This window comes from uncultured Helicobacter sp. (assembly GCF_947367035.1).
Lineage (GTDB): Bacteria > Campylobacterota > Campylobacteria > Campylobacterales > Helicobacteraceae > Helicobacter_D.
Genome location: NZ_CANBCA010000036.1, coordinates 1 through 13,956 on the forward strand (window position 1 = coordinate 1; position 13,956 = coordinate 13,956).

General features: G+C 35.3%; 17 protein-coding genes and 1 tRNA gene. 10 read left to right on the plus strand and 8 right to left on the minus strand.

Annotated features, from left to right (window positions below):
- Positions 1-107: 107 nt before the first annotated feature.
- Genes Q0Y61_RS08850 through Q0Y61_RS08860 form a run of 3 tightly spaced genes read right to left on the minus strand, consistent with a single transcriptional unit; the run spans position 108 to position 2,364 of the window.
- Positions 108-1,475, minus strand: a complete 1,368-nt coding sequence (locus tag Q0Y61_RS08850) for a UDP-N-acetylmuramoyl-L-alanyl-D-glutamate--2,6-diaminopimelate ligase (RefSeq protein WP_297814247.1) — start codon at positions 1,473-1,475, stop codon at positions 108-110.
- Between the two features lie 23 nt (positions 1,476-1,498).
- Positions 1,499-2,098: a hypothetical protein gene (locus Q0Y61_RS08855; RefSeq protein ID WP_297814248.1), complete on the minus strand. Its 600-nt coding sequence runs from the start codon at positions 2,096-2,098 to the stop codon at positions 1,499-1,501.
- Positions 2,099-2,118: 20 nt separating this feature from the next.
- Positions 2,119-2,364: a NifU family protein gene (locus Q0Y61_RS08860; protein ID WP_297814249.1), complete on the minus strand. Its 246-nt coding sequence runs from the start codon at positions 2,362-2,364 to the stop codon at positions 2,119-2,121.
- A gap of 189 nt (positions 2,365-2,553) precedes the next feature.
- On the opposite strand from Q0Y61_RS08860, the gene Q0Y61_RS08865 reads away from it, so the two are divergent.
- From Q0Y61_RS08865 to Q0Y61_RS08895, 7 genes are all read left to right on the plus strand, one after another.
- Positions 2,554-3,285 carry a fumarate reductase cytochrome b subunit gene (locus Q0Y61_RS08865; protein ID WP_297814250.1) on the plus strand — a complete coding sequence of 244 codons (732 nt, stop codon included), beginning with the start codon at positions 2,554-2,556 and terminating at the stop codon, positions 3,283-3,285.
- 11 nt (positions 3,286-3,296) lie between these two features.
- Complete coding sequence (locus Q0Y61_RS08870; protein ID WP_297814251.1) at positions 3,297-5,270, plus strand: fumarate reductase flavoprotein subunit; 1,974 nt, start codon at positions 3,297-3,299, stop codon at positions 5,268-5,270.
- The gene (locus Q0Y61_RS08875) at positions 5,267-6,013 is read left to right on the plus strand and encodes a fumarate reductase iron-sulfur subunit (RefSeq protein ID WP_290880316.1); all 747 of its coding nucleotides are present in this window, start codon (positions 5,267-5,269) and stop codon (positions 6,011-6,013) included. The genes Q0Y61_RS08870 and Q0Y61_RS08875 overlap by 4 nt, the downstream gene beginning before the upstream one ends.
- Before the next feature lie 57 nt (positions 6,014-6,070).
- Positions 6,071-6,158, plus strand: a tRNA-Ser gene (locus tag Q0Y61_RS08880).
- A gap of 276 nt (positions 6,159-6,434) precedes the next feature.
- Entirely contained in the window at positions 6,435-6,596 is a 162-nt protein-coding gene (locus Q0Y61_RS08885) for a hypothetical protein (protein WP_297814252.1), read from the plus strand.
- A gap of 191 nt (positions 6,597-6,787) precedes the next feature.
- Positions 6,788-7,234 carry a hypothetical protein gene (locus Q0Y61_RS08890; RefSeq protein WP_297814253.1) on the plus strand — a complete coding sequence of 149 codons (447 nt, stop codon included), beginning with the start codon at positions 6,788-6,790 and terminating at the stop codon, positions 7,232-7,234.
- The gene (locus Q0Y61_RS08895) at positions 7,197-7,526 is read left to right on the plus strand and encodes a hypothetical protein (protein WP_297814254.1); all 330 of its coding nucleotides are present in this window, start codon (positions 7,197-7,199) and stop codon (positions 7,524-7,526) included. The genes Q0Y61_RS08890 and Q0Y61_RS08895 overlap by 38 nt, the downstream gene beginning before the upstream one ends.
- A 35-nt stretch (positions 7,527-7,561) precedes the next feature.
- On the opposite strand, the gene Q0Y61_RS08900 is transcribed toward Q0Y61_RS08895, so the two are convergent.
- From Q0Y61_RS08900 to Q0Y61_RS08920, 5 genes are read right to left on the minus strand one after another with little or no spacing between them, the layout of a single operon-like run.
- Complete coding sequence (locus tag Q0Y61_RS08900; RefSeq protein WP_297814255.1) at positions 7,562-8,104, minus strand: superoxide dismutase family protein; 543 nt, start codon at positions 8,102-8,104, stop codon at positions 7,562-7,564.
- A 58-nt stretch (positions 8,105-8,162) separates the two neighbouring features.
- Positions 8,163-8,762, minus strand: coding sequence for a MotE family protein (locus Q0Y61_RS08905; RefSeq protein WP_297814256.1), 600 nt, complete (start codon positions 8,760-8,762; stop codon positions 8,163-8,165).
- Positions 8,759-9,184 carry a flagellar export protein FliJ gene (locus tag Q0Y61_RS08910; protein WP_297814257.1) on the minus strand — a complete coding sequence of 142 codons (426 nt, stop codon included), beginning with the start codon at positions 9,182-9,184 and terminating at the stop codon, positions 8,759-8,761. Before Q0Y61_RS08910 ends, Q0Y61_RS08905 begins: the two co-directional genes overlap by 4 nt.
- Positions 9,185-9,208: 24 nt before the next feature.
- The gene (locus Q0Y61_RS08915) at positions 9,209-10,465 is read right to left on the minus strand and encodes an adenylosuccinate synthase (RefSeq protein WP_297814258.1); all 1,257 of its coding nucleotides are present in this window, start codon (positions 10,463-10,465) and stop codon (positions 9,209-9,211) included.
- 2 nt (positions 10,466-10,467) lie between these two features.
- Positions 10,468-11,352 carry an ATP phosphoribosyltransferase regulatory subunit gene (locus Q0Y61_RS08920; RefSeq protein ID WP_297814259.1) on the minus strand — a complete coding sequence of 295 codons (885 nt, stop codon included), beginning with the start codon at positions 11,350-11,352 and terminating at the stop codon, positions 10,468-10,470.
- Positions 11,353-11,500: 148 nt separating this feature from the next.
- Here Q0Y61_RS08920 and Q0Y61_RS08925 point away from each other — a divergent pair, with 148 nt between their 5' ends.
- The 3 genes from Q0Y61_RS08925 to Q0Y61_RS08935 all read left to right on the plus strand — a co-directional run bounded on the left by Q0Y61_RS08925 (position 11,501) and on the right by Q0Y61_RS08935 (position 13,830).
- The gene (locus Q0Y61_RS08925; RefSeq protein ID WP_297814260.1) at positions 11,501-11,989 is read left to right on the plus strand and encodes a hypothetical protein; all 489 of its coding nucleotides are present in this window, start codon (positions 11,501-11,503) and stop codon (positions 11,987-11,989) included.
- An 80-nt stretch (positions 11,990-12,069) separates the two neighbouring features.
- Positions 12,070-13,338: a homoserine dehydrogenase gene (locus Q0Y61_RS08930; RefSeq protein ID WP_297814261.1), complete on the plus strand. Its 1,269-nt coding sequence runs from the start codon at positions 12,070-12,072 to the stop codon at positions 13,336-13,338.
- A 15-nt stretch (positions 13,339-13,353) separates the two neighbouring features.
- Positions 13,354-13,830: a YraN family protein gene (locus tag Q0Y61_RS08935; RefSeq protein ID WP_297814262.1), complete on the plus strand. Its 477-nt coding sequence runs from the start codon at positions 13,354-13,356 to the stop codon at positions 13,828-13,830.
- Positions 13,831-13,956: the final 126 nt, after the last annotated feature.

The following is a 13,956-nucleotide window of genomic DNA, read 5'->3' on the forward strand; positions in this document are numbered from 1 at the left end:
CTTCGTGTGAATCTATTATTTTATCAACTAGATATTTATTATGGATAGTTTTGTTCTTAGTTTTTGCAAGGAATTTGCAATCCAAAGGAGTAGAGGAGGTTGTAAAACTATTTAAGAGCCTTTAAAGCCTTTTGCACTTCTTCACAATCATCAAAATGTAGAGTTTCTTCGCCAATGATTTGATAAGTTTCATCACCTTTACCCAAAATTAATAAGATTTCATCATTTTTAAGGTTTTTAATGGCTATTTCAATAGCTTTAGCGCGATTTTCTTCCAAACAGATTTCACGATGATTCCTTAGATATTGCGGGATTCCTTTTAGAATCTCTTGCATAATCGTGCTTGGAATCTCACTGCGCGGGTTATCGCTCGTAATATAGAGTTTTTGTGCATATTTAGCAGCACACAATCCCATTTTGGGTCGTTTAGTTTTATCACGGTCGCCCCCTGCACCAAAAACAACAGCAATTTTTCTATGTAAAAAGGATTGAAAGATTTTTTCCATTCCATCTTCTGTATGTGCGAAATCTATGATAATTAAAGGTTGTTGATGCACAACTTGCATTCTTCCTAGCACACCGCCGAAGTTTTCTAGTTTCGCACAAATCTGGTTTAAGGGAGCGTTTTCTAGTAGTTTTACCGCCCCGATTGCTGCGAGTGTATTATAAAGATTGTGTTTGCCAAAAAGTGCGCACTCCAAGTTTGCTTCCTCTTTGCCATAGGCAATTTGTGCAGTGATTTCATCTTTTAAGCTATAAGCTTTAGCGTTTAAAGTTGCGGGAGATTCTATGCCATAAGTGATGGTTTTTTGTGTCGCATAATGCGCGTTCGGTTCATCTTTGTTGATAAGCTTTAAATCTATTGGATTGGAAAAAAAGGAGTTTTTTACTGCGATGTAATTTTCTAAAGTTTTATGATAGTCTAAATGGTCGCTTGTGATATTGGTTAAAATCCTCAAAGCAAACTCCAAACCTTCAATGCGATTTTGCACGATAGCGTGGGAGCTAACTTCCATTACAAAATAAACGCAATTTTCCTGCCTTGCTTCATTGATTGCGCTATAGATTTCTAGCAAACTAGGGGTTGTTAATCCTTTGGGTCGTTTTTGGATTCCATTAACAAAAAAGCCTCGTGTCCCAAGCATGGCAACAGAGAATCCAAAATCAAGTAAGATAGAATAAATCATTGCTGCAGTGGTAGTTTTGCCATTTGTGCCTGTGATACCAATAAGTTTTAAGTTTAAATCAAAATAATTTATTAAATCTTTTGGAGTAATAAAAATTTCAAATCCATTTTTTTTTGCAGCTTCTCTATAGTTTTGATTACCTTGTGTGATTAAAAATGCGCAATTTTTGGGATTACAATCTTCTATTTGAGGATTCTGTGTGCAATCATCACTTTTTAAGCATTCTCTTGAATCATCACTGATGAAGCGCAAAGCGGAATTGTAATTAGAATGAATGGCTACTCGCACGAAGTTCCTTTGAATCTGTAATTTTACACTTTTTTATTTTGTAGAATTTTTTGATAAAGACGCATAAAGGCTTTGTCATAAAACAATAAATTCCCCGCATTTTCAAAATAATTGATAGCAATATCTTCAAAGCCAAATTTTACTAAATTACGTACAAAAAATAAAAATTCATTTTTGTTAGTAAAAATGATTTTAGAACTAAACATTAAATCTTCAAATGCTTCTTTGAAGCCAACTCTTGCGGAGTGAATCTCAAAATCTTCATACAAGATTCCGTCATTTCTATCAATCTCTGCTTCTTGTAAGCTCCAAATTGCAAGGTTAAGTGTATAAAGATTTCTATCAAAATTTTCAATCATTTCTAGTATAATTTTCTCTGCTTCTTGATTGTTTTTGTTGTTATGAATGACTTGGTAATATTCAAACAAAGCTCGCGCTTCATCTTCGTATTCTGATGCCATATCTGCAAGTGTGCCAAGCATATTGAAATACAAGGCTTCTTTCTCGTTTAAATTCTCCAATAAAATATGCGCATAAGATAGAATCTCTAAAGTGCGCAAGTATTGGCGCTTATTAAAAGCGAGTTTAACCTTTCTTTTAAAGTATGCAAAATCTTTTGTCATTTTTAACCTTGAACTCGTATTTATGGCACATTGATAAGTTCAATGTCTGGGTGAATATCATTTTTGAGTGTGCGTTCAATACCAAACTTTAAGGTTTGCGCACTACTTGGGCAACCTTTACAAGCACCCTCTAAACGCACAAAAACTTTACCATTTTCAATTTTTAGTAAAGTTACATTGCCACCATCTTTGATTAATAATGGGCGCACTTTATTAATGCTTAATTCTACTGGTTTTAAAAGCTCTTCATCATTAAAAGGGAACATAATTTTTCCTTAAAAATAAAAATTTCATTATATAAAAAGTGCGATAATACTTAAGTTTTCTTAAAGTTTTAATAAAAAAGTTCTTAAAAATATTTAATATAATTTTATCTAAAATATTTTATAATTGCACGATTTTAAGTTTAATGGCGTTGTGCGTAGGCACTGGTAATCTACTTTAGGAGGGTTTTTATGCAAAATGATGAAGTAGTGATTGAGAGTTATTTAAAGGTAACTTCAGAGCGCAAAAAAAGAAAAAATCCTGCGCGTTGGGATATGTTACAAAGTATTACAGGAGCTATTTTAGCAATTTTTATTTTGTTTCATATGTGTTTTACATCTTCTATTTTATTTGGACCAGAGGCATTTGAAGCAGTTGTTGGCTTTAGCGAAGGTTCATTTATTTTTGGTGGGAAAGGGATTCCACTTTTAACAACTTTGGTTGTGATTGTTATTAGTGTTGTTTTTGTAGCTCACGCGTTTTTAGCAATGAGGAAGTTCCCTGCTAATTTCCAACAATTTATGATTTTTAAAACACATAAATCTTTGATGAAACATTGTGATACAACACTTTGGTGGATACAATTCCTAACAGGATTTGCATTGTTTTTCTTAGGTGGTGCGCATTTAATAACCATTCTTTTTAATTCTACAAGTATTAATGCAATCACTTCTGCTTCAAGATTTGTAGCGGGTAACTTGGCAGAATTTTATCTTGTTTTGCTTGTTATTATGGTGTTGCATGCAAGTATTGGGTTGTATCGTGTCATCATTAAATGGGTTCCGCTTGAAGCACCAACCACTGCACAAAGCAATGTAAAACGCAAGAATGTTAAAGTTGCTGTATTTGCAGTATTTATTGTTTTGGGTGTTATTGCATTTATCGCGGACTTCACTTGGATTGCCTTAGGCAAAAGTCTATAAAGGAGAGATAAATGAAAATAGTATATTGCGATTCATTAGTGATTGGTGGAGGTTTGGCAGGACTTCGTTCAGCAGTTGCCTGTAAGGAGAGAGGGCTTGATACAATTGTTTTGAGTTTGATTCCCGTTAAAAGAAGCCACTCTGCCGCAGCACAAGGGGGTATGCAAGCAAGTCTTGGCAACTCCAAAATGAGTGATGGTGATAATGAGGATTTGCACTTTGCAGATACCGTAAAAGGAAGTGATTGGGGTTGCGACCAAAAAGTAGCTAGAATGTTTGTTACCACAGCGCCTAAGGCAATTCGTCAGCTCGCAGCTTGGGGAGTGCCTTGGACAAGAATTAAAAGAGGCGATAGAACAGCTATTATTAATGCACAAAAAACCACCATCACTGAAGAGGAGTTTAGGCACGGATTAATTCATTCTCGTGACTTTGGTGGAACTAAAAAATGGAGAACTTGTTATACAGCAGATGCGACAGGACATTCAATGCTATTTGCTGTGGCAAATGAAGCTTTAAAACGTGGTGTAATTATTCACGATAGGAAAGAAGCAATTGCTTTGATTCATAAAAATAAACGTTGTTATGGTGCGGTTGTGCGCGACCTAATTACAGGTGAATTAATTGGCTATGTTGCTAGGGGAACTTTAATCGCAACAGGGGGCTATGGAAGAATTTATAAGGACACAACCAATGCGGTAATTTGTGAGGGAACAGGGACAGCATTAGCCCTTGAAACAGGAATTGCAAAATTGGGCAATATGGAAGCAGTGCAATTTCACCCAACAGGGCTTTTCCCAAGTGGTATTCTTTTAACAGAAGGTTGTCGTGGAGATGGTGGAGTCTTGCGTGATGTAGATGGTTATCGCTTTATGCCAGATTATGAACCAGAGAAAAAAGAACTTGCAAGTCGTGATGTTGTTGCGCGTAGAATGCTCCAAAGAATCCGTGAAGGAAAAGGTGTAAGCTCTCCTTATGGCGAACACTTATGGCTTGATATTTCAATTTTGGGACGTAAGCATATTGAAACAAATTTGCGTGATGTGCAAGAAATTTGTCAAGTATTTGCTGGAATTGACCCTGCGGATAAATGGGCACCTGTTAAGCCAATGCAACACTATTGTATGGGTGGAATCCGAACAAATGCAAAGGGCGAAACTGCATTAGCTGGATTATTCTCTGCGGGTGAAGCAGCGTGTTGGGATTTGCACGGATTTAACCGCTTAGGTGGAAACTCTGTGAGTGAAGCGGTGGTCAGTGGTATGATTATTGGAGATTATTTTGCAGAAGCTTGTGCAAACGCTTATGCGGATATTGAAACCAAACTTGTTGAGGATTTTATTAAAGTCCAACAAGATTATTTGGATAGCATTTTGGCAAATACAGGCACAGAAAATGTATTTGAAATCAAAAATAGTATGAAACAAATTATGGGCGATAAAGTAGGAATTTTTAGAGATGGAGACCATTTATCCTCTGCTGTAAGCGAGTTAGAGCAGCTTTATATCCGCAGTAAAAACATTGGTATTAAAACAAAGCGACTTTCAGCAAACCCTGAATTAGAGGAAGCTTATCGTGTGCCAAAAATGTTAAAGATTGCTCTATGTGTTGCAAAAGGTGCGTTAGACCGCACGGAATCTCGTGGAGCGCATAGTCGTGAGGATTATCCTAAACGTGATGACCAAAATTGGTTAAAACGCACTTTAACAAGCTGGGAGGACCCAAATCAAACAATGCCAACGATTACTTATGAGCCACTAGATATTGCTACGATGGAAATGGCTCCGGGATTCCGTGGATATGGTGCGAAAGGTATGATTATTGAAAATCCAGAAAGTTTAAGACGTCAAGAACAAATTGATAAAGTTCGTTCGGATATGGAAGCACAAGGAAAAGACCGCTACGAAATCCAAGAAGCTTTAATGCCATTTGATTTACAACCACGTTACAAAGCACGTAATGAGAGAATAGGAGATAAACAATGAGTGGAGCAGTTCAAAGCAGTAATAGAGAATTAACAATTAGAGTGTTGAAGTTTAATCCAAACAGTGCAGTGTCTAAGCCTCATTTTGCAGAATATAAGCTCAAAGAAGCACATTCTATGACGGTTTTTATTGTATTAAATATGATTCGTGAGCAATATGACCCAGACTTGAGCTTTGACTTCGTATGTCGCGCGGGGATTTGTGGAAGTTGTGGAATGATGATTAATGGGCGTCCTCGTCTTGCTTGTCGCACTTTGACAAAAGATTTTCCTGATGGTGTTATTACTCTTATGCCATTACCTGCTTTTAAATTAATTAAAGATTTGTCGGTGGATACAGGGAATTGGTTTAATGGTATGAGCAAACGCGTAGAAAGCTGGATTCACGCTCAAGAGAAAAGTGAAGAACATATGCGACAAATTGAAACAAGAGTTGAGCCAGAAGTTGCCGCAGAAGTATTTGAGCTTGACAGATGCATTGAATGCGGTTGCTGTATCGCATCTTGTGGAACAAAGCTTATGCGTGAAGATTTCGTAGGTGCTGCAGGATTCAATCGTGTGGTTAGATTTATGCTTGATCCCCACGATGAGCGCACAGATGCGGATTTCTATGAGCTAGTAGGCGATGATAATGGGGTATTTGGTTGTATGAGCTTACTTGCTTGCCACGATGTTTGCCCCAAAAACTTGCCATTACAAAGCAAAATTGCTTATCTAAGACGTAAAATGGCAACTGCAAAATAAGCAAATTAAGAAAAGAATCCCTTTTGGGATTCAAACTAAACTTTACTTTTATTTTATAGAGAGGTGTCCGAGTGGTTGAAGGAGCACGCCTGGAACGCGTGTAAAGTGCAAGCTTTCGAGGGTTCGAATCCCTTCCTCTCTGCCATCGTAAAAATTCTCATTTCTCCAATATTTAAGACTTCAATGAATAGAATGTTACTCGAAGTAGGTTTCATCAAAAAATCACCCTAAATAAGGATTTGCTTTTAAGAGATTCAAAAGTTTTCTAAGTTTTATTAAGATAAATCATAATTTCAAAGGAGAAAAATATGAAAAAGATTTTAGTAGGATTCTTATTTTTAGCTTCGTTAATGCGCAGGAAATAGATTTAATTGCTCTTATAACCAAATGGTGAATTGAATGGCAATCAGAGAGAGTAAGAGTGCTAAGTGATGAGGAAATGCGTGATGTAAAAGGTGGATATTTTAGAAATAGTTTTGAAACGAATAATAGCAGGATTCTTTCAAAACATTGGAGAGATTATCAAAATGGCTTGAAAAGCAAGTGTGGTAGCACTAGATTTGGAACACCTGTTTGCTTCTAAGGAATAATAATGTGGATTTACGGTGCTTCTGACACAGTGGCTTTTAGCTCCCTGTTTCTGTGAAAGTTCGCAACCAGAGGGCGTTAGCAGAGGAGGAAGCACAAGAGCAGAATTAAGAAGATAAAAGTAAAAGTGCTTTAAAAAACGCCCAAAAAAGCTTTTCAAATAAGGTTGTCATCTTTGAAGATGTAGTGAGTGGAGAGAGATTTAGTGTTTCTTTATCAAAGGAAAATTTACAGAGATTAAAAGATAAGTTTGATTCTAGTGATTTTTATTTACGCAAAAATGGTGAGATTCGCTTAAATGGTCAAGCGGAAGCATATATTGGTGGGTGGTTTGGAGAAATTGCTTATAATATGGGTGCGTTGAAAGCTGATAAAGATAATAATGGGAAATTTTCTGATGATGAGAAATCACAAATTAGGAGTGATATTTATCTGTCTTTTAGAACAGAGAATAACAATTCTGTCGTTTATGATTTCAAAGTAGATAAATATCTCAATAGTAATAACTTAAAATATGAAAGTATAGATGAAATGCTAGATTCCATTATCTCAAAAGATAAGAATCTTGATGGTGTAGTAAGTTTAGTGGAACATTTTGGTAACCAAAGCTCTATCAAACTATCGCAGAGATGATAAAGATGATAAAATAGATATAGAAAAATTAATCCAAAAATTAGAAAAAAATAAAGATGAAATTTCAAAAGAAGAGGCAATGCAACTTCTCTATAAACTAAGGCAAAATGGCAAGATAGAATCCCTAACAATCAAGGAACAAAAGGCTTTAAAGAAGTATTTTGCTAGTGAGTTGGAAAGGATAAAAAGAGAGGATTCTAGGAATGAACAAGAATCTTTTAATCAAGTGATTAATCATTTTGTAGAGCAGATTTATTCTTCTCAAAGTTTGATTTTAAATCTTAAGGCTTAGTTTCGCTAGAATCAAGTTTGATTCTAGCATGTTGATTATTTAATCACGCCACAAACCATTCTAGCGCCCCCGCCACCAAGCACCGCTGGAGTATCGTGATGGTTATCACCACCTACGTGAATCATTAAAGAATGATTTTTTAATTCCGCTAAACTTTTGATTTTGGGAGATAAAACGGGATTGTTTGCTACACCTTTTTCATCAACATAAAGTGCGGGTAAATCCCCAATATGCCCTTTATCACTCCACGGGTAAGAGTGTGCGTTTGTTTTGTATTTATCCCAATGCCCGCCAGCTTTCATTCCTAAGCCTTTTTCTGTCGCACCACAATCTGGATTTTCGTGGATATGAAATCCATGCAAACCACTTGCAATGCCTTTTAGATTTGGATAGAATGCTATGCCATATTTTGTTTCTACTGCAATAACTTCACCTACATTTTTGTTACCTTCTTGGCTTAATGCTTCCATTGGAATGACTAAGTGAGTTTTTTCGTCCTTTGGATTGTATATATCCGCAGAAAACGCTATATTTGTAATTAACCCGATTCCAAGCATACTTGTTATAAGCCTTTTCATTTGTTTTCCTTTGTGTTGATTTAAGTTTTAATTATAGCACATAATTTGGAATTAATTTTTAGATTGCATTTCCCTCGCTATCTTCTTTGTTTTGAGGATTTATAGTTTTTGGCTGTGGGGATTCTTTTTCTTCTTCAAAAGGAGGTCCTTTTTGTAATAATTGTGTAAGTGTGGCAGCTTTTTGCGGAGTCATTTTAGATAAAATTTTGCTCATTACTTTTGTGTCAAGGGCAAATAAGATCCCTGCTGCCTCAGCATCTGGCAAAGTTTCTAAAATTGCAGCAGATTTAGAATCTTTCATACCCGCATAAGTTTCACCCACTTTACTTTGTGTTGCTCCTCTGATTTGTTTTAATATTTCCTCATTACGTTTTAATAGACGAGTGATTTTTGCTTCTCTCTCTTCTATTTCCTTTTGTATATTGTTTAATGCAATTTCACGTTTTTTTAAATCCGCTTCTTTTTGGTCTAAAACATTTTGGGTCGCATTTTGTAAAGCTTGCAAAGCTTGTTGTTGTTCATCAATCCTTTCTATTTCTTTAATAATTTCTGCTTTACGTTGTTCAAAAATAATATTGCAATCAATCACTTCACGCTGATTTTCAGCTGCCCATACAGATAAAATCCCAAGCACCCAATATAAAATCCATTGCTTCATTGTTGTTCCTTATGATTTGCATAGAGCATTACAGAGATTTCATCCAAATCTCTCATTTCTTGTTTTTTTGCTTTTTCTACCATTTTTTTTATTTCCAAACCCTCTAAATATTTTGCTTTTTCAAATTCAATATTTTGCAGTTTAAAATCCTCTTGTAATTTTTGTTTTTGATGTTTTAGTTGCGCTAGTTCTTGAACTTTAAAGTCAATCGTTTGACGAAATTCCTCTTTATGATATGCAAAGGTTAAAAAATCCTGATAAATTCCACTTTTAGGCTCTTGAAGTGTTGCAAATTCTTGCACAAGCACATCAATTTCACTTTGTTTGCTACGAATAGTTTGTGCATTTTTTTGTAACATCATTTCAATTTCATTAACTTTCTTTTTGTGCAATAAAACAAGTTGAGTAAATTTTGTTTTCATTTATCATTCCGATTCTTTGAGATTCTATCTAAAAATCGTATCTTTTCTATCTGGACTTGTAGAAATCATTGAAATTTTTACACCAACGAATTTTTCTAACGCTAAAATATAATCTTGTGCATTTTGTGGTAGTTTATCAAACTCTTTTATACGCGCCGTTTTACCCCAACCTTGAAAAGTTTTGTAAATAGGTTTGATATTTGTTAAATCGCTTGGAAATTCCTCTAAGCGCATACCATCTTCGTTTTCGTAGGCTACACACACTTTGATTTGGTCAAAGCCATCTAATACATCTAGTTTCATCAGTGCCAACGCACTTGCGCCATTGAGGCGACAAGCATATTTTACAGCCATAGCATCTAGCCAACCACAGCGTCTAGCACGTCCGGTTGTTACGCCAAATTCACCCCCCTTGTTTCGTAAATTTTCACCAATAACACCCGTTTCTTCTGTCGGAAAAGGACCATTTCCAACGCGTGTGCAGTAGGCTTTAATGATACCAATGACTTCTCCTAGTTCGCGTGGAGCAATTCCTGTTCCGCTACACGCCCCAGCAGAAATTGTAGTAGAGCTTGTTACAAAAGGATAAGTTCCAAAGTCAATATCCAGCATACTTCCTTGCGCACCCTCACATAAAATTTTTTCTCCTTTATCCATTGCCCGCCAAAGCATACTTGTAGTGTTGGCTAAAAGTGGTAAAAGCGTTGCTGCATAGGTATCTAGCTCACTTTTTAAATTTTCTAAAGTTGGAATTTCTATCTTTGTTTCTTTTTTCCCAATTTCTCCTAGTTTTTCTATGATTTTTTTAGCTAATGTTTCGGTGTCTTTGAGTTCTTCTGCGCGAATACCTTTGCGTGAAACCTTATCAGTATAAGTTGGACCAATTCCTTTACAGGTTGTTCCAATTGCTTGTTTAGCTTGTTCTTCACTTTGTCTATCTAGGATTTCGTGATAGGGTAAAAGTAAGTGTGCTTTGGTGCTGATAAATAATCTCCCTTGTAAATCACCATACATTTCTTTAAATTGTTGCATTTCTTCAATAAGTGCCTTTGGGCTAATCACCACACCATTACCAATGATATTTTTACATTGAGGATATAAAATTCCAGATGGAATTAAATGCAAGGCATATTTTTTGCCTTCTACTACTATTGTATGTCCTGCGTTATGCCCACCTTGATAGCGCACAACATAGTCATAATTACAAGCAAGTAAATCTACCATTTTTCCTTTGCCCTCATCACCCCATTGAATCCCAACAATTAAATCTGCTTTACTCACAACTACTCCTTAATAAATTGTATTAAATTATCTGTATAGATTCCAAATCCACACGCATTTTGTCCTAGAATCTCATATTCTCCACCTAAAATTAGTGTTATATTGTTAGCAAAAAATCTAAAAAATAAACCATTATAATAACTCATTGGCGCATAATAAAGCGGGGAAACAATACAATGAGCATAATGAATATTTAATGCTAAATGATAGAGTTTCTCCAACTCTTCTTTTAGAACATTGGGCAAATTATGTTTAGAATCTTGTAAAATTTCTTTTAAGGATTCTTTGTTACAAATGTGTAGAAGCTTAGCCATTAAAGGATTTGCAGATTCTATTGCTCCAACATCAATTTTTTCAAAAACTTCTAATGGAATCCCAAACTTTTCCGCACAAATTTGTGGAATCTTAACATTTGATAATTGTAAAAAAGCCTCCATTTTATGCATATTTGATGATTTTTTAGGATTTGTGATTCCATTTAAAAGTTGTAGAGACATTTCAAGAAAAGGAAAAATATCACAATTTTCTAAGTTTTCTACACCAATTTGATGCACTTCAGTTGTAGGGTAAATAAAAATAGGTTGAATATAAAACCAACGCTTACTAAGAGTAGTTTCGCGCAAATGCGGTGCAAGAAGGCGAATCGTATCAATAGTTGAGTCGTTACGAAGCGCAATTTGATGATTGAATTGATTATTAGTGCGCACAACTTCACGGCTATGCGTGTCTCTTTGATGTTCTAAATAAGCAAAGGTTGGTGTTACAATTTCTTCATAACCATTTTGATATAAGATGGTGCTTGCAAGATTTTCTAGCTCTCTCTTGATTCTAGCATTTTTACCAAAATAGAGTTTGCAACCCTGCGGTATCTCGTGGCTTAAAATCACAAAAAATCCTTATAAAAATCTCTAAAAAACGCATTGTAACATAAATTTTATGTGAAACTTTTATTTTTTAATTTTTGATTAGGTAATTTTTGCCCCCATTCTTATTCAAGTTTTGCTATAATTACAAAGATTAAAAAGGAGAGATTGTATGGCATTTAAGATTAATACTCAAGCTTATCAAGTTCGTTATCCACAGGCTACTCCAAGCACACCAAGTAAGCCTAATGTAAATACTCCAATAAAAAACACGATTAAAACAGGTAGCCCTACAACGACACCACAACTAAAATACCCTTCGCATAATTTATTGAGTAAATATAATTCTGCTGGGTCTTATTATAATTCTCAAAACATCTTAAATCATCAGTTGGGTATAAAAAATAATCCTACAAGCTATAATGAGGATGAGGGTAAAAAAGCACTCATAGAAAATTTGCAACAGCAGAATAATACCTTTAATTACGGGATTTCTAATAGTGGAAGTTCTAATTTGGGTTGGAGTGACGCGCTTAATCAATATTTAGAGTTAGAAGATAAGGCTTTGCAACAGAAACTACAAGAACAGCAAGCAGGACAAGTGCAAAGTGATTTTTTAAATGAACTTTTGTGGAATCTTAAAAAGAATTTGAGTTTATAGATTCTACGCCAACTTTATCTTTAATTGCCTTTTACCTTAAGATGCTATAATTTTGCTTTAATATTGCGTGAAAGGTAGGAATGAAACAGCTTACATTAGGGATTATTGGGTTAGGCACAGTGGGTAGCAGTGTCGCGAAAATCCTAAAAGATAATCAAACATTAATTGCTGCACGTGCAGGTTATGCGATTCGCATTAAACAAGGTGTCGTCAAAGATTTATCCAAAAGTCGCCAAGTCTTTGATTTTCCTATTACAAATGATGTGGATTCTCTCTTAAATGACCCCGAGATTGATATTATTGTGGAATTAACAGGTGGCATAGATGCGCCTTTTGAGATTGCCAAAAAGGCTTTACGTAATTCCAAGGCATTTGTAACAGCCAATAAAGCTATGCTTGCATATCATCGTTATGAATTGCAAAAAATCGCAGGAGATTTGCCGATTGGTTTTGAAGCAAGTGTTGCAGGTGGAATCCCTATCATCAAAGCATTACGTGATGGATTGGGAGCGAATCATATTTTAAGCATTCGTGGAATTATCAATGGCACTTGTAATTTTATTTTAACCAAAATGAAAGAACAAGGAGTGGAATATAAAGAAGTTTTGCAAGAAGCGCAGGATTTAGGTTATGCTGAAGCTGACCCAACCTTTGATGTGGGTGGCTTTGATGCGGCGCATAAATTATTGATTTTGGCTAGTATTGCGTATGGAATTGATGCAAAACCAGAAGATGTTTTGATTGAAGGTATTATGCAAATTACGCAAGAAGATATTGCTTTTGCTAAAGAATTTGGTTATAACTTAAAACTGCTTGGAATCGCCAGAAAAGATAAAGACGAAATAGAATTGCGTGTGCATCCAACACTATTACCTAAAGATGCGATAATTGGAAAAGTAGATGGTGTAATGAATGCCATTAGTGTCGTGGGTGATTGTGTGGGAGAGACGCTTTATTATGGTGCAGGTGCAGGTGGGAATGCAACGGCAAGCGCAGTGATTTCAGATATTATTGAAATTGCCCGCACGAAAAGCTCTCCTATGCTTGGGTTTAAAACCGCAAGTAATACATTACGCTTAAAACCACTAGATAGAATCATTAGCGCATATTATTTGCGTATTTTAGTGCTTGATAAACCGGGTGTGTTGGCAAAAATCGCAACAATTTTTGGGGAAGTTGGAATCTCTATTGATACTTTTTTGCAGCGTAAAGCAAGGGATAAGGCATACTCTACTTTATTGCTTTCTACACACACTTGCACAGAAGCAGAGATTAAAATTGCTTTAAAACGAATTAGTGCTTTAGAGATTGTGCGGGAGATTCCTGTGATGATACGAATTGAAAAATAACTTTTGGATTCCTTTATGGATTCTTTACGATTGAAAAGCTTAAAATTATTTCAAAAATTAAAAATGCCCAAAAACACCTTAGTGCAGGATAATTCTAAAGAATCTCAGAAAGTCCAAGATTCTATAAAATCTAAAGACGCACACAATACCACGCAAAGAGGTAGAGAAGCAGAAGATTATGCGTGTAAATTTTTAATAGAACAAGGTTTTGCAGTATTAGAGCGAAATTTTCATACGCGTTTTGGAGAGTTAGATATTGTTGCTAAAAAAGATGGAATCTTGCATTTTGTTGAGGTAAAAAGCGGTGTAGGGTTTGAACCTGTGTATAATCTAAACCAAGCTAAATTAAAAAAGCTTACTAAAACTTTAAATATTTATTTAGAAAAACATTGTGTTCAAAATTCCTATTGTCTTAGTGCATTGATTTTATCTAAACAAACTACAAATGATATTTTTCAGGTGCGTTGGCTAGAAAATTTGACAATATTTTAATGCTCTTAATTTTATCCTTACAACTCTAATCTTTCTGTCATTGCGAGGAATGAAATGACGAAACAATCTATAATCCCCCTAAATTAACCTCTTGCCCCTCCAATTATTTGCTATAATTCCCCCTTA

Bases quoted from the DNA above. Each gene is read 5' to 3' on its own strand.
- Q0Y61_RS08855 (WP_297814248.1), bottom strand. From the start codon at position 2,098: ATGACAAAAGATTTTGCATACTTTAAAAGAAAGGTTAAACTCGCTTTT.
- Q0Y61_RS08860 (WP_297814249.1), bottom strand. From the start codon at position 2,364: ATGTTCCCTTTTAATGATGAAGAGCTTTTAAAACCAGTAGAATTAAGC.
- Q0Y61_RS08865 (WP_297814250.1), top strand. From the start codon at position 2,554: ATGCAAAATGATGAAGTAGTGATTGAGAGTTATTTAAAGGTAACTTCA.
- Q0Y61_RS08870 (WP_297814251.1), top strand. From the start codon at position 3,297: ATGAAAATAGTATATTGCGATTCATTAGTGATTGGTGGAGGTTTGGCA.
- Q0Y61_RS08875 (WP_290880316.1), top strand. From the start codon at position 5,267: ATGAGTGGAGCAGTTCAAAGCAGTAATAGAGAATTAACAATTAGAGTG.
- Q0Y61_RS08900 (WP_297814255.1), bottom strand. From the start codon at position 8,104: ATGAAAAGGCTTATAACAAGTATGCTTGGAATCGGGTTAATTACAAAT.
- Q0Y61_RS08905 (WP_297814256.1), bottom strand. From the start codon at position 8,762: ATGAAGCAATGGATTTTATATTGGGTGCTTGGGATTTTATCTGTATGG.
- Q0Y61_RS08910 (WP_297814257.1), bottom strand. From the start codon at position 9,184: ATGAAAACAAAATTTACTCAACTTGTTTTATTGCACAAAAAGAAAGTT.
- Q0Y61_RS08925 (WP_297814260.1), top strand. From the start codon at position 11,501: ATGGCATTTAAGATTAATACTCAAGCTTATCAAGTTCGTTATCCACAG.
- Q0Y61_RS08930 (WP_297814261.1), top strand. From the start codon at position 12,070: ATGAAACAGCTTACATTAGGGATTATTGGGTTAGGCACAGTGGGTAGC.
- Q0Y61_RS08935 (WP_297814262.1), top strand. From the start codon at position 13,354: ATGGATTCTTTACGATTGAAAAGCTTAAAATTATTTCAAAAATTAAAA.